Origin of the sequence: Brevibacillus sp. JB24b (assembly GCF_051713385.1) — a bacterium.
GTDB lineage: Bacteria > Bacillota > Bacilli > Brevibacillales > Brevibacillaceae > Brevibacillus_B > Brevibacillus_B laterosporus.
This window is the reverse complement of sequence record NZ_JBNVQV010000001.1, coordinates 583891-604452: the sequence shown is the minus strand read 5'-3', so window position 1 is coordinate 604452 and position 20562 is coordinate 583891. Positions and strand designations below refer to the sequence as shown.

The window sequence follows — 20562 nt, the reverse complement described above, 5'->3', positions numbered from 1 at the left end:
AGAGCCAGGCATTCTGGCTCTTTTCCTTTTTAGCAAGCAGTTCTTTTTTCGTTTTACGATAATACTTGCTTAATTAGTTCAATCGCCCAATCCAGCTCTTCTTTACTGATAACAAGAGGTGGTGCAAAGCGAATCGTCGTCTCATGAGTTTCCTTGCACAGCAATCCTAATGCTTTTAAGCTTTCACAATACGGACGCGCTGCTGTATCTAACTCTAAACCGATAAACAACCCTTTCCCACGAACCTCTTTAATATGAGGGTTCTTAATCTCTCTCATTTTTTCCATAAAATAAGTGCCAAGCTCTAAAGAGCGTTCCACTAGTCTTTCTTCTTCCAACACTTCCAACGCCGCCACTGCTACTGCACAGCCCAATGGGTTTCCACCAAAAGTAGACCCGTGGGACCCTGGTTCAAATACACCTAATACCTCGCTATCAGCCGCTACAGCAGAGATTGGGAAAACTCCACCGCCTAACGCTTTTCCCATGATGTACATATCTGCTTTTATACCTTCCCAATCTGTAGCAAACATTTTTCCGGTACGTCCAAAACCAGTTTGAATTTCATCCGCTAGCAGTAATACATTATGCTCGTCACAGAGACGACGCGCTTCACGTAAGAAGCCTTCCTCTGGGATGACAATCCCTGCTTCCCCTTGAATCGGCTCTACTAAAAATGCAGCTGTATTAGGAGTAATGGATTCTGCTAATGCCTTGCTGTCACCATACGGAATAACTTTGAAGCCAGGGGTAAATGGACCAAAGCCTCGTTTGTACTCATCAGCGGAAGAGAAGGAAGTAATCGTAACTGTACGTCCATGGAAGTTCCCTTCACAAACAATAATTTCCGCTTGATTCGCTGGTACTTTTTTACTATCATACGCCCAACGACGTACTGCTTTTACTGCTGTTTCTACTGCTTCCGCTCCCGAGTTCATCGGTATAACCATGTCTTTACCTGTCAATGTAGTAACTTTTTCATAGAAATGACCAAGTTGGTCGTTGTAAAAAGCTCGCGAGGTTAAGGTTACTTTATCCGCTTGATCCTTTAGCGCTTGAATGATTTTCGGATGACAATGTCCTTGATTCAAGGCAGAATACGCACTTAACATATCTAAATAGCGAGTGCCTTCTGGGTCTTCTACCCAAACGCCCTCTGCTTTGGAAATTACAATCGGCAGTGGGTGATAATTATGTGCTCCGAACCGTTCTGTCTGATCAATAATTTGTTTTGTCGTTGTCATAAATAACCCTCCTATATCTAGCTGCTTATATTTTTATGCATTTTCTATGCCAACAAAAAATTGTAAAGAAATAAGCTTTTTTTTGCACGAAATAAGCTTACTACGCAAAAAAAGTTTGCACAAACAGTTTCAAGCAGTTTTCATAGCAAAATTATTTTGCACCTCACTCCATCTATGTTAGAATGACTAAACCAAATTGGAGAAAATACGAAATGAGGTGAGATGCTATGTCCACGTCTCCGTTGATGGACGGAACAACCTTTCTAGCAATGGTTGCTCATATTTTGGACGAAATGAATGAAGGTGTACACGTAATCGACACGGATGGCATCTCTATTTTATATAATCGTAAAATGGCGGAACTAGAAGGCATGCAAAAGGAGGATGTACTTGGCAAGAAGTTGCTAGACGTTTTTCAATTTTCTCCTAATCAGGAAAGCACTTTGCTTCAAGCTCTACATAAAGGAGAGAGCTTGCGTCAGATCAGACAAACCTATTTAAACGGTAAGGGTAAAGAGATTACTACCATTAATAACACGCTCCCCTTGCAACAACATGGAACGAATATTGGAGCAGTGGAAATTGCGAATGATGTAACTAAAATGGAGCGCATGATACGTGAAAATTATTTCGCTAAAAAAGAGATAGGTAGCACGCGTTATACCTTTGCAAGCATCATTGGAAATAGTCCCGCCATTCGCGAAATGATTGAACATGCAAATCGAGTAGCGCGTACCTCTTCCTCCGTTCTGATTGTCGGAGAAACCGGAACGGGCAAAGAGCTGTTTGTGCAAAGTATTCATCATGCTAGTATGCGAGCCAAATCCCCTTTTATTTCGCAAAATTGTGCAGCTCTGCCAGATAGCTTAATCGAGGGGCTACTATTCGGTACAACAAAGGGTGCCTTTACAGGAGCTATAGAACGACCTGGTTTATTTGAGCAAGCAGAAGGTGGGACCTTGTTTTTAGATGAACTAAACTCTCTTAACCTCCCCCTCCAAGCTAAATTGTTACGCGCCTTGCAAGAGAAAACGATTCGACGTATTGGTGATACAAAGGATCGGGCAATTAACATTCGCATTATCGCTGCCATTAATGAAGACCCAATCGAAGCGATATCAAGAAACCAATTGCGGAAGGATTTGTATTATCGCTTAGGTGTAGTCACCCTACTCATTCCGCCACTGCGTGAACGTCGTGAGGATATTCCGACTTTAGCTAATCATTTCATCAATAAATATAACCGTCTGTTTCAAATGGATGTAGAGGGTATAAACGAAGATGTACAGCGTTTTTTCGGAGATTATGATTGGCCCGGAAATGTTCGTGAATTGGAGCACTTCGTTGAAGGTGCAATGAATTTAATGCTGACTGACGAAACCATCATTGCACTTGAGCATCTGCCTCTCCATCATATTCGCCGTAAACTACCTGGATCAGCCTCAATTCCTTCTTCATCAACACCTGGGGTTCAGGCAAAAACGATTATAAGTCATAGAGCTTATTCGACAGAAACTACCAATACTCAACCAAATTTGCATGACTCTCATATACAAGATACCCTACACCTTTTACAGCAGGATTCATTGCCATTAAAAGAAGTGCTACACACCTTTGAAGGGATCTATCTTCGAAAAATATTAGATCAGTTTGCAGGAAATATATCCCATGCCGCAGAACATATAGGGATGAGTCGACAAAGTTTGCAATATCGCTTACGTCGTTTACAAAAAGAAAACCTGTAAGTATCAAATGCAAAAAAAATTGGCAGCAAAGTTTTTCACACAAAAAGCGACAATTTTTTTTGCATGCCCTTTTATTTATCTTTATAATTCAGAAAATTAGAATTGGTACGAATGTTTCATAATATTTAATTTGTAAACGCATACATCTCATTCTCACTGTGAGATCATAGAGAAAGGAGAGATGGACATGTCCCAACAACGTTCCTCTCATGAATTGCAACGTACGCTGAAAAGTAGACACTTATTTATGATCTCACTCGGCGGAATTATTGGTACAGGACTCTTCCTGGGCTCCGGCTATACCATTAGCCAAGCAGGTCCGATCGGAGCCGTCATTTCCTACCTTGTAGGTGGCTTTATCATGTATCTCACCATGCTATGCCTAGGTGAATTATCGGTTGCTATGCCTGTGTCTGGTTCGTTCCAGACGTATACAACTAAATTTATTAGTCCAGCAATGGGTTTTACCATTGGGTGGCTATACTGGTTGGGCTGGGCTGTAACAGTAGCCTTAGAGCTTCTATCTTCTGGTCTACTCATGCAACGATGGTTCCCAGATTCACCGGTCTGGATGTGGTGCGCTATTTTTGGCATTGTACTATTTTTACTCAATGCCCTTTCAGCCAAAGCTTTTGGTGAGACCGAATTCTGGTTCTCCAGTTTCAAGGTAGCGGCTATTTTAGCCTTTATCATGCTCGGCGGAGCAGCAATGTTTGGTGTGATCCCATTCCGTAGTGGTGAGACTGCCCCCATGCTAAGTAATTTTGCTGAAACCTCTTGGCTACCTAATGGAATTACTGGTCTGTTACTCACAATGATAACGGTGAATTTTTCCTTTCAAGGAACAGAACTTATTGGCATTGCCGCTGGTGAGAGTGACAATCCAGAGAAAAACATTCCAAAGTCAATTCGGGCTACCGTTTGGCGGACACTCATCTTTTTTGTGTTAGCGATCACCATTCTAGCTGGTCTAATTCCCCATCAACAAGCAGGAGTGGTTGAAAGCCCATTCGTCATGGTATTCGACAAAATTGGTATTCCATATGCCGCCGATATGATGAATTTTGTTATCCTAACGGCATTACTATCCGTAGCTAATTCTGGTTTATACGCAGCCACTCGGATGCTGTGGTCTTTATCTAAAACAGATATGGCCAGTCCAACACTTGGAAAAGTAAACAAAAAAGGCGTCCCAATGAACGCCCTGTTACTCACGTTTTCCATTTCCCTGTTATCCTTGCTTTCTAGTGTGTTTGCTGAAAATACCGTATATCTCTGGTTGATTTCGCTTGCAGGATTAGGAGCACAGGTAGGTTGGATTTCAATTTCTGCCTCTCAATTAGCATTCCGTAAACATTATTTAAAGAATGGCGGGAAGTTACGTGATCTCAAATTCCGGACCCCGTTTTATCCGATCCTGCCACTAATTAGTTTGACCCTCAATCTAGTTGTACTTATCAGCTTAGCATTTGATAAAGATCAGCGAATCGCCTTATATTGCGGTGGAGTGTTCGCTCTTTTCTGCTTACTCTATTACTTCCTACGGATTAAAAGAAAGCCCCTGACGAATAACCCGCCAGAGGATGATAAAACGTACCACATCATCTAGCTACCATTTATACGTAGCCCTCTGATGCACATATCGAGGGCTTTACTTTTTCCCCTAATGAAAAAACCCTGCAACCGCTGATGCTAAATCAGCAGGTTAAACAAGGTTGGATTATGGTTGATTTCCATAAAAGGGAAGTTTTTTTGTTTCATCCGTTCCATTAATGCCCCATAATCATCTTTTTGTTTTAATTCGATGCCTACTAATGCAGGTCCATTATCCTTATTATTTTTCTTAGTATATTCGAATCTAGTAATATCATCTGTAGGCCCTAGTACTTCATCAAGAAATTCTCGCAAGGCCCCCGCACGTTGAGGAAAGTTAATGATAAAGTAATGCTTGAGTCCCTCATAGATTAGAGAACGCTCCTTAATATCTTGCATACGATCAATATCGTTATTCCCTCCGCTGACGATACAGACTACATTTTTCCCTTTAATTTTATGCTTGTACTCATCCAATGCCGCGATGGTAAGTGCACCAGCAGGCTCAGCTACAATTGCATTTTGATTATATAAATCAAGGATTGTACTGCATACTTTTCCCTCTGGTACCGTGACGATGTCGTCGATAACCTCTTTACATAGTTCGTATGAGAGTTGCCCCACTTGCTTGACCGCAGCTCCATCCACAAATGTCTCAATCTCTTGTAAAGCTACCACCTGATTCTCTTTAAAGGACTGCTTCATAGAAGCCGCTCCCTGAGGCTCTACCCCAATGACATCTGTTAAAGGGCTAATCCCTTTGACACATGTTCCAACACCTGCTGCTAGGCCTCCCCCTCCGATACCTACAAAAAGGTAATCCAATGCTTCTGTCATATCATTTAGAATCTCCATTCCAACCGTACCTTGACCCGCAATGATTTTTTCATGATCAAAAGGGTGAATGAATGTCATATCATGTTCTTTACCATATTTGATCGCCTCAGAAAAAGAATCATCAAAGGTATCGCCTATCAATACAATCTCTACTAAATCACCGCCGAATAACTTCACCTGAGACACCTTTTGGCGAGGTGTTGTGCTAGGCATAAAAATCGTGCCACGCGCTCCTAAGGCTTTACAGGAATAGGCAACCCCTTGTGCATGATTACCCGCGGAAGCACAAACGACACCGCGTTTCATTTGCTCTTCCGATAACGTACGCATGAGATAATATGCGCCACGCAATTTAAATGAACGAACGACCTGTAAGTCCTCCCGCTTTAAGAACACATTGCATTGGTATTTTTCTGACAGAACCGTATTATGCTGCAGAGGTGTTTTGACAATAACTTCTCGCAATAGATGGCTCGCCACCAGAATATCTTCTATGGTTAGTTTGCTGGTTGTTACATTCATCAGTTTCTCCGCCTCTCTATTTTTTCGATAACAAAAAAACTCGCCTAGCATGAAAGCAGTTTACTTCCATTGCTTAGGCGAGAGTCGCGATACCACTGAGCATTCTCCGTTTTTTCACAAAAACGGACTCCACAAGTCTTATTCCACCTCAATCCATGGTACTCACATCTAGAGCTATCCATCTTCACACACGAGAGAGCAGGTTGGAATAGACTTTAGTCCGATAACGTGGACAATTCGTTGTTATGTACTAATGATCCCAGAGACGGAGAGTTCGGTGTTTAATCTGATCCTACTCATGCTCTAATCTGTTCCACAACAAAGCTCTGAGGTGATTTTCAAGGAAAGATAGCGACCATCTTTGCAGCACATTGAGACGGCTCTCTGACACTAGAGCTTTCTTTTACTCTTCCTCTTCACGGCTTCATCCATATTTTTTCATAACATTCAAATACTTATTGTTCAGAATTATAGTGAGATGTCACAGGCTTGTCAACCTTACAAAAAAAGTGCCGCCAAGGACAAAGTATTTGTCTCAAGGCGACACTTGATAAAGAAACAGAGCAAAAAGGCTGTAAGAAAAGGCCGTAATTTCCTTACACCTCTACTTGTTTCTGCATTTGTTCATTATAAATAGTGGTATCTAATTCCTTTGTTACACGGCTAGTAACCACACCTGCTACCATACTTCCACTCACATTTAAAGCTGTACGCCCCATATCAATTAATGGTTCTACAGAAATTAACAAACCAGCTAATGCAATTGGCATGTTCATTGTAGATAGTACCAAAAGTGCAGCAAAGGTAGCTCCACCACCTACACCTGCAACTCCAAAAGAACTAATCGCTACGACAGCAATGAGAGTTACGATGAAGGAAGGTGTCAATGGATCAATTCCAATTGTAGGGGCAATCATCACAGCTAGCATTGCTGGATAAATACCTGCGCAACCATTTTGCCCGATGGACAAACCGAAAGATCCAGCAAAGTTAGCAATGCCTTCCGGTACTCCTAATTTATCACGTTGCGTTTCTACGTTTAATGGTAAAGCTCCGGCACTTGAGCGTGAAGTGAACGCAAATGTCAAAACGGAAAACGTCTTTTTCAAATAAGAAATAGGGTTAAGTCCAGTAATAGCGAGTAAAATCAGATGGACCACAAACATAATCAGAATCGCAACATAGGACGCCAGAACAAACTTCCCTAATTTGAGAATTGCTAAGTAATCGCTGGTAGCTGTTACTTTTGTCATTAAAGCTAGTACCCCATAAGGAGTTAAGCGCAAAATAATGCTCACTACTCGCATAATAATCGTGTAAAATGTATCTACAATTTTTGCAAAGAATGTAGCGTGTTCTGGTTGTTTCCCCTTTACACCTAAGAACGCAACGCCAAGCAAGGCAGCAAAAATAACAACAGCAATCGTAGATGTAGAACGTTGTCCTGTTAAATCAAGGAACGGGTTAGCTGGTAATAATTCCACGATTTTTTGAGGAAGGGATAAATCCTGAATTTGGCCAAACGTTTTTTCTAATTGAGCAGCCCGAGATGTTTCCTGATCACCTTGCTGAATTTGCACAGCTTCTAAATTAAAAGCAAGTGTTGTTCCAATCCCAATAGCGGCAGCTAATGCAGTTGTTGCAATCAGGATACCGATAATTAAAGAACTGATTTTACCAATATTATTCGTGAGCTTAACCTTTGTAAAAGCAGCTAAAATAGATATAAATACCAGTGGCATTACAATCATCTGTAAAAGCTTAATGTAGCCTTTACCTACGACATTAAACCATTCTATAGAATCTTTTACAATGTCTGTTTTGGCCCCATAAATAAGTTGTAAACCAACTCCGAAGACAATCCCAACAGCCAATGCAGTAAATACACGCTTCGAAAAAGAAATATGTTTCTTTTGCATGGTATATAGTCCAAAAATAATGAGTAACATGATAGCAATATTAAGTAAAATCCAAACTGTTGACAATGGATTCCCTCCGTTCTTTCTGATAAATTCTCATGAAGGTAACTAAAGCATATTCAAGTTATAATACATTAATTCCTATATGTAAAGTAGGATTTAAACTTTACCATATTTTTTTTGAAAATACCATATAAATAGGCATGACCCCTATCTGTAAAAAAGATAGAAACCATGCCTCTATGATCTAGGCGCCCACAAAATAACAGCCACACCAACTATACAAATCGTTGCTCCGAGCCAGTCATACATATCTGGAGTCTTTTTATCCACTAACCACCCCCAAATAATCGCTAGAATGATAAATACACCACCATAAGCTGCGTATACCCGTCCAAATGTAGGGAATTTTTGCAAAGTTGGAACAATCCCATACGCGATAAGAACTAAGCTCCCTACAAGACCATACCAGGCTGGTTTTGCTTCTCGTAACCATAGCCAGATAAGATAACCGCCACCAATCTCAGCCAGACCAGCTGTGATAAATAAGAGAATTGCTACTAACAATGATCTCCTCCTTGAAGGATGTCTTTTATTTATTTATACCATATAATTGTATCGTTTTATTCCATTTGCTAATTTCTTTTTTCCATGTCATACCAACATTCTCTGCTACGCGTCTGGCTGCTACGTTCCTTTTATCAATAAGAGAAATCAAACGGTCATACCCGAGTTTATGGAAACCATATTCTCTACAAGCAATCGCACATTCTGTAGCCAGTCCTTGTCCCCAATATTTTCGGACAATCAAATAGCCAATCTCAATTTCTTGTTGAAGATTAATTTCTTGAGGTACCAAGCCACATTGCCCTATAAATTCCCCATCCTGTTTATTCTCAGCAATCCAAAGGCCTATCCCATATTTCTCATAGTTCCCCTGATTCCACTTGATCCACGCAACCGTCTCCTCTTCATTTTTTGTAGCAGGATAGAATTGCATGGCGATAGGGTCAGTAAATATCCGGCTTAATCTTTCCACATCTGATAAATCCATTTTTCGCAAGATCATTCTGTTTGTTTCTAATCGAAACATCGCCTGTCACCTCTTTTCAATAGTTTCCATCCCTTATGTAATACGTAGCAAAACCAAACAAAGATACCTCTCAAATACTTATATATCTTCCTATTATAATTGGCACTATATTATAATTATTCGGGATATTCAACTCTTCCTTACAATTATATGTGTAAATAATTATATATTTATTTATAGAGATATTGTATAGATATATTCTAGTAAAAAAAGCATGATAAAAGTAACAAATGATTTATGTGTAAACATTAGAAAGCTTCTTTACGAATTTAGATACTATCTATTTCATCAGGAAATTCTTGTCTGTATGCTCGTTCTCGTTTGCTTTATGCATTGAGAAGCTGATGGTAGTTAAGTGAATAGGAGTAAAAACACAAGAGGAGTCTAGCAAGTTGGTATATACCTATTATTTCCTAATTTCACACAAATTAGCAAGATTAAAATTTGTAGAAATTTCTCAACTGTTCACGAAGTACTATATACTAGGATATGTATAAAGCTGCCCTCCATATTTCAGAAGGGCAGCTTTTTTACATACAAATCTTGATCTAGCTTAAACGAATAATCGTAATACTCGTTGGTATAGTCGTGGCTAAGGTTGCTACCGCTGCTAAACCGAATAGTTGTACCTGAATGGTTCCTCCAGCTGGTACAGGAACAATTACCTGTGCTTCGAATGAAGTTAGACCAACTAGCGGTGAAACAACGCTACCCGCTACTGGAACTTCATTTACTAAGATACGCGAGCTTACAAGAAGTGCCACATTAATGTTAATGGAATAAGCAATGAGATAGTTACCGGCAGCTGCTACAGTAAATGTATCATTGGTTGCATTGACTGTAATGCCCGGTCCAATATCCTGAGCGTCAGGGAATGGAACAAGCGTACCATCTAGCAATACAGTAATTTCGGTACCACTCGTATTGGCTGCAAACGCAAAAGTTTGGGTAGCAAGTGCTCCTGTTGGGCCTGTTGGGCCTGTTGGACCGGTTGGGCCTGTCGCTCCGGTGGCTCCGGTTGCCCCGGTGGCTCCGGTATCTCCAGTCGCTCCAGTCGCTCCGGTGGCTCCGGTTGCCCCGGTTGCTCCGGTATCTCCAGTCGCTCCAGTCGCTCCGGTGGCTCCGGTTGCCCCGGTTGCTCCAGTCGCTCCGGTATCTCCAGTTGCTCCAGTCGCTCCGGTGGCTCCGGTTGCCCCAGTCGCTCCGGTATCTCCGGTTGCTCCGGTTGCCCCGGTTGCTCCAGTCGCTCCGGTATCTCCAGTTGCCCCGGTTGCTCCGGTATCTCCAGTTGCCCCGGTTGCTCCAGTCGCTCCGGTGGCTCCGGTTGCTCCGGTATCTCCAGTTGCCCCGGTTGCTCCAGTCGCTCCGGTATCTCCAGTTGCCCCGGTTGCTCCAGTCGCTCCGGTATCTCCGGTTGCCCCAGTCGCTCCGGTGGCTCCGGTTGCCCCAGTCGCTCCGGTGGCTCCGGTTGCCCCTGTTGCTCCGGTCGCTCCGGTTGCCCCAGTCGCTCCGGTTGCTCCGGTTGCTCCGGTCGCTCCGGTATCTCCAGTCGCTCCGGTGGCTCCGGTTGCCCCAGTCGCTCCGGTTGCTCCAGTCGCTCCGGTTGCTCCGGTTGCCCCAGTCGCTCCGGTTGCTCCAGTCGCTCCGGTTGCCCCAGTCGCCCCGGTTGCCCCGGTCGCTCCGGTTGCCCCAGACGGTGTAAGGTTAGTTAGAATGATTTGAAGCTGCTGCAATAAACTTAAAAGAGTTTGTAATGTGACTGGGTCTACTTGGAAGAGTAAAGTAAATTCTAGCAGCGTATTGAGTAAGGATTGGAATTCAGTAGCAAAAGCACTTGGGTTAAATGGCTGCGTGTTTAATATAGTTAGTAATCCGGTAATGACAGAATTTAATTCTGCCAATTGGCCAGGACTAAGACCAGCCTGAGTTCCAAACGTACTTAATCCTCGCAATAGTTGTACCAATGCGGCGATGTTATCTGGACTTGGCTCTGCAAAAACAGCTGGTACTGCGGTAATTAAACCATTTAGCAGTGAAATAAAGGGAGGAATTAGTCCTGGTGGTATCGAAATTGGGCCGCTTCCTGGACCGGTTGGGCCTGTTGGACCCGTTGGACCTGTTGGGCCTGTTGAACCGGTTGGACCTGTCGGACCTTGAATAAAGGAAATAAAGGTTGACCTGCAAGTGTTAGAAGAGCTAGAACTCGAGCTGCAATGTTTATGTGCAAACAATGGGTCTCTTCTTAAATAAAGATCTAATTCTGTTTGAATAATGCTTTCGTAAATCTTGTCAATTTCAAAACGATTATCCAACCCAATAACACCTTCCTTTCTCCTTTACAGTATTCATTTTTTTAAAAATGGAATTGTGTAAACAAACTTTTTTTAAAAAAAATGTACCTTTATCCAATCAAATAGCAATCCAATACATCTTTATCCAAAAAAAAGAAGCGCCCAAATTTATGATTTAGACGCTTCTTCACTTATGTAATTAACTCTGTGGCAATAGTAGTGATGATAGATTGATTCATTCATTCTCTATCTTTTTTAAGACATAATCTCTTTAATAATCACTGCTGGATTTCCACCAACGACAACATTATCCGGCACGTTTTTCGTTACGACTGCTCCTGAGGCGACAACCACATTATGTCCAATCCTAACACCTGGATTAATGATAGCCCCCCCACCAATCCATACATGATTGCCAATAACGACCGGTTTACCATATTCCAGACCACTCGCCCGTTCTAAAGGGTGTAGAGGATGCATAGCCGTATAAATATGAACACCTGGCCCCAGCATACAATGCTCGCCTATACGTATTTCACAAACATCTAGCATGATGCAATCATAGTTGGCAAAGAAATGTTCTCCCAGATGAATATTGTATCCATAATCACATCGAAAGTTAGGTTGAATGATACAATCCTCTCCTTTCGAGCCGAATAGCTGAGATAATATACCCTTGCGTACTTCCTTTTCGGTTTCCAACGACTGATTGTACAACCTCGTCAACCTACTAGCCTGTTGACGTTCTTCACACAACTCTACATCAGAGGCGTCGTATAATTCACCGTCTACCATCTTTTGTTTTTCTGTTTTCATTACGTCACTCTCCTTATTTCTACACACAAATACAGTCACAGTCATGTTATCACGAATAAAATAAATATTGGTACAGCAATAAACGTTATGAAAAATCCATCCCTTCAATAATTATCAGGGATGGATTTGGTTATTACTGATCATTGTTAGATTGGATAAAAGAACCGATCCTTACATCTCTACAGCCTTTTTCATTTCCAAGTACGTAGGCTGTCCAATCAGCCCAATTCGCCATAGCGAAACACCTTTTAAATTGTATCGCTTGGCTAAACCAATTTTACTGTTAATGGTACTAGCATTTTCACTCCCCATAGAGATACCCAGGATCAGTTTCTCTTTTGGTACCAGCTTTAAAGCAAGCTGGATAGCCTCATTGACTTTGTCCAAATTCTCCGGCTGTCCTTTTTGTCCGTAGTCATAGGCCATGATAATCAAATCGTCTGCTAAAGTACCTAATTGTGCATAGTCGTAGCCTTTATAAGAACTGTTAGGAGGATGCAACACCAGTGACAGCTTTTTGCCTTCCTGATGCAACACAGAAGCTAGTTGCCCAACAAATTCTGTATACATACGTTTCTCAAGCTCGATATCTCCGCTCAAGCCCAAGCCCTCAAAATCTAAGGCAACCCCTTCAAATGCTTGATTACGCACAGCTTGTAAAATTCCATCGATCGTTTGTTGGCGTAGCTGCTCGGTTTGAAGCATTTTCATCAGTTCACCTTTGCCATCCGTAGAAAAAACCATGAAATAAGGCTGTGTTCCACCTGCTTTTGCCTCACTTACGATCCCCTCTGGTGTTACATCTCCTGCTGATTGAGGCCAATAAAAATCTTTGCCCTGAAGTGTAAATTCCCCTTTTTCATTGATTCTTGCCCATCCAAAGGACACTGCATCAAAGGAAGGGATAAGTTGTCGCTCACTAAATGAAGAAATGGCATAGAAAGCCATGGTATATATATCCTTTGGTGGAGATTGCAGTAATACAGTTTGGTTAGCCCCGTCCCAGTTAACCGTAGCCCCAAATTGCTCGCTGAAGACCCGCAATGGGATTAATGCACTTCCCTTGTACAACGTAGGACTTACAGCCAATGTGATTGGTTGATTATTCACATAAGCAGTAGCATTGTTGATTTGTAGTCGAAGCTCTGTTCCAGTTGTGCCATTTGATTTAGTAGCAACGATCGTCTGTGTTGCATTTTCCCATTGCACCTGAATTCCCATCGCTTCTGCAATCGCTCGGAACGGTACTAAAGTTGTTCCTTTTACTAACTGGGGCTGTACCGGAAAGGTTAATGGATAACCATCTAACAAAATTTTCGAATTACCACTTGCTAAGGACTGGAACGGCTGCAGGCTAAATAGCAACAGCAGTAATCCAGATAGCAAGAATGTCTTTACCCATATTTTCATCTCTATTTTCTCCCTGTCCTTATCCTTTTTTCTTTTGTCTATCTATTTCGCCATCATTTGCACATGCAAACTCATTCAATCTATATTCCGAATCCTTTACCAATCCAACACTTTTCGCCAATGTAGCCGTAGCATCATTACCCTTGCTACACTCCAGTAAAGCTCTTCTGTATTTTTTACAAATGGGTAACCTTACTTTAATAACATAGCAAGGTTTCCACAACAGAACGACGGTAAGGTTTCAATTTTAATAGAATGGGGTTTTCCTGATACAAATGCTGACATAACATATGCTCACGATCAATTGTTCATGAACAATGCTCCAGCCATACCCTATCTGCATAAAGGCCCCTTAGGAATCCCAGAACAGCTCCAGCTTTTTTAACAAGAACCCTTTATTTTTAGAAGAGCGGAGTCTTGTAACAATTCAACTCGAAATGATCTATTTCGAAAAGTAGCTGAAATCTGTTCATCAACGAATTCGTTTCACATTGCTAAAATAACTAATTAGCTAAGTTTGCGACTAAGTTAAATTCTCCAATGCCTTGTAACCACAGAGGTAGGTTTGGTCTGGATCGTCAACAAAGACAAGTCTTTCGGATTGGTACCTTCAATCACTGCTTTGAAGAACAAGTTACATTCTGGCTTCAAAATCAATTGAAGCTTTAGAAAATCCTGTTTCTCCAGCTCCGTAATCATAGGCCGCCTACTTCTTTGTCTTTATTGGCTTATTGTAGATCATACCAAAAAATCACAAATGTTACGCTGTAAAATTACACATATCTAAAATTTTTTTATTTTTTTAATAGAATTTGCTTTTTTTTTATCTATATGTTATGATTATTCTTGTGTTTTTCATATTAAAGATGATTTTTTTACCTTCACCCAACCAATTCTTTTTTCCTCGAAATGAATTACTCTCACCTGTTTTTCAAATCTCACGTCCAAAAACTATTTTTACAAAGAAGCGATTCATTTTACAGGCAAGCTTTTTGATTTACCCGATTCACACTGGCACGGTCATTGGAGCCGTAAGGACGGAAGAGAGGTAGGGCTTTCGTTGTTTTGAGGTTCAAATTGCTATATCTATCTTTTTCCAGATAAAATGTCGTAAGGGAGAAAGAATTCGAATAAGGTTATAAAACACCGACATGAAGTCATGTGGGACAACTACAATATGGAAACCATAAAGCTGCCTATAATGGTGGCTTTTTCTATTTTTTCCATCTCCCTTCCTCTTTTGAGAAAAAATAAGTATTTTACTGAAATATACTTGCTGTTACACAGCTATGACTTTAAAATAGAATTCCACGACACATTGAGTTGACAGATTCCTACCACAATTCATATGAACACGAGAATGTGGGCCATACTAACTGGCAGTGCCCCTGTCTTGGAATGTTATTAAAGTTATTTTTATAATGAAAGGGGAACATCTGAGATGAGCCCAAGTATCTTGGCACCGTCAGAAACAGAGCAACATCAGCAAGTATCCTCTCAATTGTTACATTGGATCGACCAATTTAAAGAAGCAACTTCCCAAGGGAAGTGCGCTGATTATATACCTGCCCTAGGCAATATGAACCCTCATCAGCTAGGCGTTACTGTAATAGGTACAGATGGAACTATGATTACCGCTGGTGATTGTGAGGCACCATTCACATTGCAAAGTATCTCAAAAGTACTCAGTCTGGTCGCGGTATGTATAGAATATGGTATTCCTCATGTATTGCAGCGAGTTGATGCAGAGCCTACTGGCGATGCTTTTAATTCCATTATTCGATTAGAAATGAGCAAACCGGGGCGTCCCTACAATCCGATGATTAATGCAGGAGCCATTACAGTTTCATCCATGCTCGCTGGTGATTCTGTTGCCCAGAAAATGAATTCACTTAATAAGCTGTTTATCCAACTAATTGGTACCGCTCCCATGCTAAATGAAGAGGTTTTCGAGTCAGAATGGAATACTGCTCACCGCAATCGAGCTTTGGCTTATTATCTGAAGGATATTGGTTTCTTAGATGGAGATGTGGAGGGTGCCCTTGAGGTTTATTTAAAACAGTGCGCCCTAGAGGTAACGACCAAGGATACAGCCCTGATTGGCTTAATTCTGGCTCTGGACGGCTACCATCCGATTCGTCAGGAACAAGTGATTCCTAAGGACGTAGCTCGTTTCACCAAATCCTTAATGCTAACATGCGGAATGTATAACGCGTCTGGTAAATTCGCTGCCTTTGTTGGTGTTCCAACGAAAAGTGGGGTCTCTGGAGGCATCCTATCCGCCGTACCACCTCGCTATCGTTCCCGTGACTTACCTTTTGCCGATGGTTGTGGAATCGGGATTTTTAGCCCTTCGATCGATGAGGTTGGCAATAGCGTAGCTGGTTCCCTCTTGCTAAAAGAAATGGCTCAGCAATGGGATTTGAGTATATTTTAGACAACGAGAAAAGTAGGTTAGACTCCGATAGATACGATCGGAGTCTTTTTTATGCTACTTCCATACATACATATACAGAAAATGGTATTATGTAGAATAAAAAGGTGGCGGCATTATGGTACGTCAGCGTAAAAATATCCGATCACTGTTACTCCTGTTTGCAATTACATTCAGCCTGCTCGGCTGTTCACAAGATCACCTTCTTCCAACAGTACAAGGAAGTGGATTTGCTAGAAGTGAGCATAACCCGCTCTTTCACAACATTAAAAATGTTACCTATTTCCAGCCAGTAACCCCAAAAGAGATTGCCTCCTATCTGCCTACACAGATGAAGCCTGTAAATCAGCTTATCGATACGTCCAATCTCCCTTTCCCTGTAGGAAAAGAATTAGCCTTTTTAGTAACTTTTCAGCAAGGGCATGAAAAAGAACTTTTCCAGCAAGTTCAGCTAACTTATGTAAAAGAAAGAGACGAGTATGATAAAGCCAATAATGAATTTGTCATCTTGCGAATGACCGAGAGTAAAGAAGACCCCTTCGCTACAATAGACAGGACCAATCAACATACCTCCAAATCAGTAGATATAATCGGAAATGAGGTTCGTATCGAGAAAGCCCAAAATGGAGTTCCTCTCTTTCAACACATCAAAACAACACCTAGCTCCATTGTCTATTCCTACTATGATTGGGATGAATCTGCACTCTCCGTTCACTTACACAATACTGTAGCAGACGAGATTATTTTTTATCATCAAGGGATTTTGTATCAGATCGCTTACTCTGTTAATGAAGATAGACGGAATGAGAAGGTACACCAGCAAATGATACAGTTGGCTAAAACGTTAGTAGACAAACAATAACTCCGAATAGAACGCCTTTTAAAGTGTTTCACTCAACGGCTCATCTTTGTATAATTGGAAATGGAAGCTTTTATACTCCTTTCCGATCTCTTCTTTCATAGAAATGATCAGTTTTATATAATCATTCAAAAGTTCACGTTATGGTTAACATGAAAAGGAGATTGTTCACATGAATCAAGATAAACAAGTAGAAATTTCTTCGGGTACATTTGTAAACTCGAACAATCCATCCTCACTATCACTAAAACGTATACTTATCGTCACCTCTGTACCAGCCGAACAAGAAGCGGTAATCCGTGGGTTAAACGGTGCGGAAGGCTTTGATGTTCTAGTAGGTGGCGTTGGTGCAGTCTTTGCCGCAGCTAGTACAGCACGCACCTTAGCAACTACCAAATATGATGTGGTTATTTGTGCTGGCATTGCTGGTGGATTTATAGGTAAAGCGGATATAGCTTCAGTGGTTGTAGCAAATGAAATGATAGCCGCTGATCTCGGTGCCGAAACCCCTGAAGGGTTCTTAAGTTTGGACGAACTAGGGTTTGGTTCTGTTCGAATCCCTGTAGACATTATGCTGGCAAAGCGTGTAGCAGAAGCACTGAAGGTATCCGGTTTGCCAACCCATATAGGCCCAATTCTCACTGTTTCCACAGTAACAGGTAGTGCCGAGACAGCCGCAGCTATAGCCTCCAGAGTAGTGGGGGCGACTGCCGAAGCCATGGAAGGATATGGAGTGGCCACTGCCGCACAGCAATTCAAGATTCCCGTGTTGGAAATTCGCACTATTTCTAATCCTGTAGGTCCACGCGACCGATCTGCTTGGCGTATAAAAGAAGCATTAGAAGCTCTTGAAAAAGTAAGTTCAGTACTTGTGGAGGTGTTACGATGAAAATCGCTTTTTCCCCTTGCCCTAATGATACATTTGTTTTTCATGCGTGGGCTCATGGACTCATTCCTGGAGCTCCTATCCTAGATGTTATGTATGCAGATATTGATATCACGAATGGACTTGCTGCTAGTTTAACTGGACCAGAAGTACTCAAAATTTCCTACGCTGCACTTCCTTGGGTATTGTCGGAATACGCCCTGTTGCCATGTGGTGGAGCGTTAGGTAGAGGATGTGGTCCCTTAGTCTTAACGAAAAACTCGTCTGCTATTGATAAACCATCCCACCAACAAGCTGACCCCTCCGCCTTATCTGGTAAACGTGTAGCAGTTCCTAGCGAGCGCTCCACTGCCTATCTACTATTCCGTCTATGGGCTGCACAAAATGTGCCTGGTGGGGTAGGAGAAATCATTGTCATGCCTTTTCACGAAATTATGCCTGCTGTACGGGATGGTAAAATTGACGCTGGTCTAGTAATCCATGAAGCACGTTTTACCTACCCTTCATACGGTCTTACACTAATGACAGACTTAGGTAATTGGTGGGAAGCGGATACTGGCTTACCAATTCCACTCGGTGCAATCATTGCTCGACGTTCGCTGGACTTGGATGCTATTGCTAGCTGGACTCGCGCATCTGTGGAATATGCGTGGGCACATCCAGAAGCGTCCAGAGAGTATATCATGCACCATGCTCAAGAAATGGACCCAGCAGTAGCGCAAGCTCATATTAATTTGTATGTAAACAAATTTACTGCTGACCTAGGGGAAGATGGCTATGCGGCCGTGACTGCTCTCTTAAGTCGAGCTGCACAAGAAGGACTTGTACCGGAGTTTGATCTGAAGTTATTGCGATAATCGGTTCTCTTACTTAAGTAAAAAACGCTTATTCCTTATAAAAAGTAAATTATTTCAAGAAAGACTGCCCACCTGCAAAGAAATATGATAGTATTAAAAAAGAGAACAAAAGTTCTCTTTTTTAATACGAAGGCTATTCAAAGAGCGGTATCATCTGTCGTACGAGTCATTCCCTCTTTGTTTACAGCAAAAAGAGGGGGAGCATCTTGAAGTATAAAACACATATCGCTTTTTCAACGTTGGCTGGTGTATGTGTAGCGAAGTTTTTGGATATTCCATTCCAAACAGACTATGTGATAGGACTAGCTGTGGGAAGCTTATTGCCCGACATTGACCATCCAAAATCTTACATAGGTAAAAAACTCTCCAAAACATCGCGGATAATGAGTAAAACAGTAGGACATCGCGGACTGACACACTCTCTGCCTTTTTGGCTTTGTTTATTCGCCCTCGGATTCTTTATGAAAGAGAATGTATTTTTAGGCTTGTGGATTGGGTATCTCTTTCATATCGTAGGGGACCTATTAACAGTCGCCGGAGTACCGCTGTTCTATCCCTTTAGTAAAGCTAGAATAAAATTACCTCTAGCTTTTAAAACAGGAGGTCCCGTAGAAAAAGTCGTATTTATCGCTTGCCTTCTGCTCATTGTTGTATCAATGGATGCTAGCATGTTTGCTGAGCTAAGCAGGTCTTTATCCATTCAACTGCAATCCTTATTGAAAATGGTGTCAGAGCTAATTCATTCGTTGCTGGCGAATGAATTGTAATCCCCTACCTGTACGTGCATTTTTGTGGTCAAGCGTAACAAAAAAGAGCGCCTCATTTTTCGGACGCTCTTTTTTGTTATTTTCTTATCGAAAGCTCATTAATTCTTGGCTTATTTTGTTATAAAGTCCAGCCGCTCCAAGGTTATTCGACTGTTAATAACTGCTCAAAAAAACCTCCGATCTCACGCTCACGATCGATAAAATGCACCTCTAAGATCCAATCTCGCAGTCTACCATCCTTATCAGTCTCTCGCATTTCAATATTGTTATCAGCATGAATGTAATTCTCTACTTCATCCCCTTGAATTCGCTCATGAGGGAATTCCCCTATTAGATGACCAGCGTGTGGGCCTCCATATTCCCATCCATACTGCTCAGCGAGACGACACATAAATTCGAACAGCTCACTTCCGGTAATATTTGGTCTTGATAGAAAAAAGTCTTTACCATCCTGCCAAGCCTGAGCAATATCATCACGTAGCTTTATCTTATATGGATCATTGCCAAGCACGTATGTCCGACCAAAATCAGCTTCCCATTCTTCAAAAATCGGGCCAAAATCAAGAAAGATAATATCTTCCTCAGAAATCATTAAGTCCGGTGGATTTTCACGATAAGGGTACAGCGTATTTTTACCCGCTCTTACAATCCGTTTATGCCAATACTTTTTGATTCCATACATTTGAAAGGCCAATTCATAAATTTCTTTATTAACCTGCTTTTCAGTTATTCCACTTCGCAATATTCCCTTCTCTTCTACCTGTTTGAATAATTCCTCTGCTTTTCTTTCCGCTTCACGTAATCCTACACGTCTCTCTTCTGGTGAACGTTGCACAGCTCCTACACCTCTTTCTATCATAATAGAGTAATTGCATAAGCATTATGGCTATTTCACTGGAACAAATCGTAAACTCCTGTAATGTAGCGATAATATTTTGTTCAATATGATCATCAATTTCTACGTTCTTTCGTGCAAAAGGAAGTAAAGGTTCATACTTGCCAATCAATACTGAATAGTAAGCCTTTTAAATCGGAAGCAACCAATCCAATAGTTACAAAAATTCCGATTAATATAAGTGGAATTTGTTCATTTCAAAACCTCAACTCAGATATAATGATTGTAAAAGATTGTTTTTTCTTTTTCTATAGCATTATACTGTTTTCTTACTTATGATCAGATCAAAAATAAACACGAATCGCTAATGAAATGTATATACTTATCTAGTTCATGTAAGCTTTTTTCAAACAAAAAAACAAACTCCTCTAGTAGCATAAGAGGGGTTTGTCGA

At 41.4% G+C, this 20562-nt stretch carries 17 protein-coding genes and 1 pseudogene; 7 read left to right on the top strand and 11 right to left on the bottom strand.

Annotated features, from left to right (window positions below; genetic code table 11):
- Positions 1 to 53: 53 nt before the first annotated feature.
- Complete coding sequence (locus ACQV1I_RS03115; protein ID WP_116335236.1) at positions 54 to 1244, bottom strand: ornithine--oxo-acid transaminase; 1191 nt, start codon at positions 1242 to 1244, stop codon at positions 54 to 56.
- Between the two features lie 227 nt (positions 1245 to 1471).
- Here ACQV1I_RS03115 and ACQV1I_RS03110 point away from each other — a divergent pair, with 227 nt between their 5' ends.
- On the top strand, positions 1472 to 2989 hold the full coding sequence (locus ACQV1I_RS03110; protein WP_116335237.1) for a sigma-54 interaction domain-containing protein: 1518 nt from the start codon (positions 1472 to 1474) through the stop codon (positions 2987 to 2989).
- 187 nt (positions 2990 to 3176) lie between these two features.
- Positions 3177 to 4598: an amino acid permease gene (locus ACQV1I_RS03105; protein ID WP_116335238.1), complete on the top strand. Its 1422-nt coding sequence runs from the start codon at positions 3177 to 3179 to the stop codon at positions 4596 to 4598.
- A gap of 83 nt (positions 4599 to 4681) precedes the next feature.
- Here ACQV1I_RS03105 and ilvA read toward each other — a convergent pair whose 3' ends face one another.
- The 9 genes and pseudogenes from ilvA to ACQV1I_RS03060 all read right to left on the bottom strand — a co-directional run bounded on the left by ilvA (position 4682) and on the right by ACQV1I_RS03060 (position 14169).
- Complete coding sequence (gene ilvA, locus ACQV1I_RS03100) at positions 4682 to 5941, bottom strand: threonine ammonia-lyase IlvA (protein WP_094701582.1); 1260 nt, start codon at positions 5939 to 5941, stop codon at positions 4682 to 4684.
- A 596-nt stretch (positions 5942 to 6537) separates the two neighbouring features.
- On the bottom strand, positions 6538 to 7926 hold the full coding sequence (locus ACQV1I_RS03095; RefSeq protein WP_116335239.1) for an L-cystine transporter: 1389 nt from the start codon (positions 7924 to 7926) through the stop codon (positions 6538 to 6540).
- A 174-nt stretch (positions 7927 to 8100) separates the two neighbouring features.
- Positions 8101 to 8427 (bottom strand): YnfA family protein, encoded by a 327-nt coding sequence (locus ACQV1I_RS03090; protein WP_116335240.1) that lies wholly within the window; start codon positions 8425 to 8427, stop codon positions 8101 to 8103.
- Between the two features lie 25 nt (positions 8428 to 8452).
- Entirely contained in the window at positions 8453 to 8953 is a 501-nt protein-coding gene (locus ACQV1I_RS03085; protein WP_116335241.1) for a GNAT family N-acetyltransferase, read from the bottom strand.
- Positions 8954 to 9501: 548 nt separating this feature from the next.
- Positions 9502 to 10686 (bottom strand): BclA C-terminal domain-containing protein, encoded by a 1185-nt coding sequence (locus ACQV1I_RS03080; protein WP_438769938.1) that lies wholly within the window; start codon positions 10684 to 10686, stop codon positions 9502 to 9504.
- A pseudogene (locus ACQV1I_RS03075) lies at positions 10669 to 11184 on the bottom strand (collagen-like repeat preface domain-containing protein); the annotation flags it as partial. The pseudogene ACQV1I_RS03075 and the gene ACQV1I_RS03080, both read right to left, overlap by 18 nt.
- A 315-nt stretch (positions 11185 to 11499) precedes the next feature.
- Positions 11500 to 12060, bottom strand: coding sequence for a sugar O-acetyltransferase (locus tag ACQV1I_RS03070; RefSeq protein ID WP_018673535.1), 561 nt, complete (start codon positions 12058 to 12060; stop codon positions 11500 to 11502).
- 171 nt (positions 12061 to 12231) lie between these two features.
- Positions 12232 to 13470, bottom strand: coding sequence for a stalk domain-containing protein (locus ACQV1I_RS03065; protein ID WP_094701545.1), 1239 nt, complete (start codon positions 13468 to 13470; stop codon positions 12232 to 12234).
- A gap of 528 nt (positions 13471 to 13998) precedes the next feature.
- On the bottom strand, positions 13999 to 14169 hold the full coding sequence (locus tag ACQV1I_RS03060; RefSeq protein WP_161555138.1) for a hypothetical protein: 171 nt from the start codon (positions 14167 to 14169) through the stop codon (positions 13999 to 14001).
- A 754-nt stretch (positions 14170 to 14923) separates the two neighbouring features.
- Between ACQV1I_RS03060 and ACQV1I_RS03055 the strand changes: the two genes are divergently transcribed.
- The 5 genes from ACQV1I_RS03055 (at position 14924) to ACQV1I_RS03035 (ending at position 19273) form a co-directional block, all read left to right on the top strand.
- Complete coding sequence (locus tag ACQV1I_RS03055) at positions 14924 to 15907, top strand: glutaminase (protein WP_438769936.1); 984 nt, start codon at positions 14924 to 14926, stop codon at positions 15905 to 15907.
- A 115-nt stretch (positions 15908 to 16022) separates the two neighbouring features.
- The gene (locus ACQV1I_RS03050; protein WP_116335243.1) at positions 16023 to 16766 is read left to right on the top strand and encodes a hypothetical protein; all 744 of its coding nucleotides are present in this window, start codon (positions 16023 to 16025) and stop codon (positions 16764 to 16766) included.
- A gap of 169 nt (positions 16767 to 16935) precedes the next feature.
- The gene (locus tag ACQV1I_RS03045; protein ID WP_116335244.1) at positions 16936 to 17652 is read left to right on the top strand and encodes a futalosine hydrolase; all 717 of its coding nucleotides are present in this window, start codon (positions 16936 to 16938) and stop codon (positions 17650 to 17652) included.
- Positions 17649 to 18506 (top strand): 1,4-dihydroxy-6-naphthoate synthase, encoded by an 858-nt coding sequence (locus ACQV1I_RS03040; RefSeq protein ID WP_094701541.1) that lies wholly within the window; start codon positions 17649 to 17651, stop codon positions 18504 to 18506. The genes ACQV1I_RS03045 and ACQV1I_RS03040 overlap by 4 nt, the downstream gene beginning before the upstream one ends.
- Before the next feature lie 206 nt (positions 18507 to 18712).
- Positions 18713 to 19273: a metal-dependent hydrolase gene (locus tag ACQV1I_RS03035; protein ID WP_018673528.1), complete on the top strand. Its 561-nt coding sequence runs from the start codon at positions 18713 to 18715 to the stop codon at positions 19271 to 19273.
- A gap of 142 nt (positions 19274 to 19415) precedes the next feature.
- Here the strand turns inward: ACQV1I_RS03035 and ACQV1I_RS03030 are convergent, their stop codons facing one another.
- Positions 19416 to 20108 carry a M24 family metallopeptidase gene (locus ACQV1I_RS03030; RefSeq protein WP_116335245.1) on the bottom strand — a complete coding sequence of 231 codons (693 nt, stop codon included), beginning with the start codon at positions 20106 to 20108 and terminating at the stop codon, positions 19416 to 19418.
- Positions 20109 to 20562: the final 454 nt, after the last annotated feature.